We start from the raw sequence: 1,532 nt of genomic DNA on the forward strand, positions 1-1,532 counted from the left end.
ACCTACCGGCTGCCGGTGGCGGCCACGGCCGAGTACACGGCCAACCGCGGCGGCACGGTGGCCAGCGCCCAGTCGGCCATTCTGACGACGGTGAACCGCGTGACCGGCGTGTATGAGCGGGAGCTGGCCGTGCGCCTGCAGCTGGTATTCAACGATGGCCGCATCATTTACACCAACGCCACCACCGACCCCTACACCAACAATAGCCCCAACAGCCTGGTGGCGCAAAACCAGAGCAACCTGACCGCGGTGCTGGGCACGGCCAATTTCGATATCGGGCACGTGTTCAGCACGGCCGGGGGCGGGCTGGCCTACGTGGGCGTGGTGTGCAATGCCACGTACAAAGCGCAGGGCGAAACCGGTATCTCGAACCCGGTGGGCGACGCCTTCGACATCGACTACGTGGCCCACGAGATGGGCCACCAGTTTGGCGGCAACCACACCTTCAACAGCAGCCAGGGCAGCTGCGCCGGCAACGCTAACCCCAACACCGCCTACGAGCCGGGCTCGGGCTCAACCATCATGGCCTACGCGGGCATTTGCGGCAGCGACAACCTGCAGCCGCACACCGACCCCTACTTCCACGTGGTGAGCTACGAGGAAATTGAGAACTACCTGAACACCACCAACTGCGGCGCCGTGAGCAGCACCGGCAACAACGTGCCCAGCGTGAGCCTGCCCGCTTTGGGCGCCAAAACGCTGCCTGTCAACACCCCCTTTAAGCTGACGGCCAGCGGCACCGATGCCGACGGCGACGCCCTTACGTATTGCTGGGAAGAGTGGGATTTGGCCCAGAACGGCGCGCCGCCCATCTTCCGCTCGTTTTTGCCCACGGCCAGCCCTACGCGCTATTTCCCGCGGCTGAGCGACCTGCTGGCCGGTACCACCACTTTTGGCGAAGCGCTGCCCACGGCTACGCGCCCGCTGAACTTCCGGGTGACGGTGCGCGACGCCCACAATGGCCTGCAGGGCGTGGTGGGCGGCATCAACAGCAGCCCCGTGCTGGCGCTGAGTGCCAGCAGCGCGGCCGGGCCCTTCGTGGTGACGGTCCCGAACACGGCCGTAACATGGGCCGCCGGCTCGACCCAGGCCGTAACCTGGAACGTGGCCAACACCACGGCCGCGCCGGTGAGCTCGGCGGTAGTGAACATCCGGCTGAGTACCGACGGCGGCCTCACCTACCCCACCGTGCTGGTGGCCAACACGCCCAACGACGGCACCGAAAACGTGACGGTGCCCAGCCTGGCCACGTCGACGGCCCGCATCATGGTGGAAGCGGCCGACAACTATTTCTTCGACATCTCGAACACCAACTTCACCATTTCGGGCGCGGCGGCCGGTCCGGCGCTAACCAGCCTGAGCCCCCCCAGTGGCACGGCGGGCACCACGGTCATCATCACCGGCACCAACCTGACGGGTGCTACGGCGGTGAGCTTCAACGGTGCGGCCGCGACCTTCACCGTGAACTCGGGCACGCAGATTACGGCTACGGTGCCCACTGGCGCCACCACCGGCGCGGTGACGGTGAGCAC

The 1,532-nt window shown here is 66.6% G+C and carries 1 protein-coding gene; it reads left to right on the forward strand.

What is annotated here, in order from left to right:
• Nucleotides 1-1,532: reprolysin-like metallopeptidase (locus tag ACYVDE_RS22450; RefSeq protein WP_460503759.1), on the forward strand; the 1,532-nt coding region annotated here is incomplete at both ends.

The sequence above is a fragment of the Hymenobacter agri genome, from assembly GCF_054778495.1.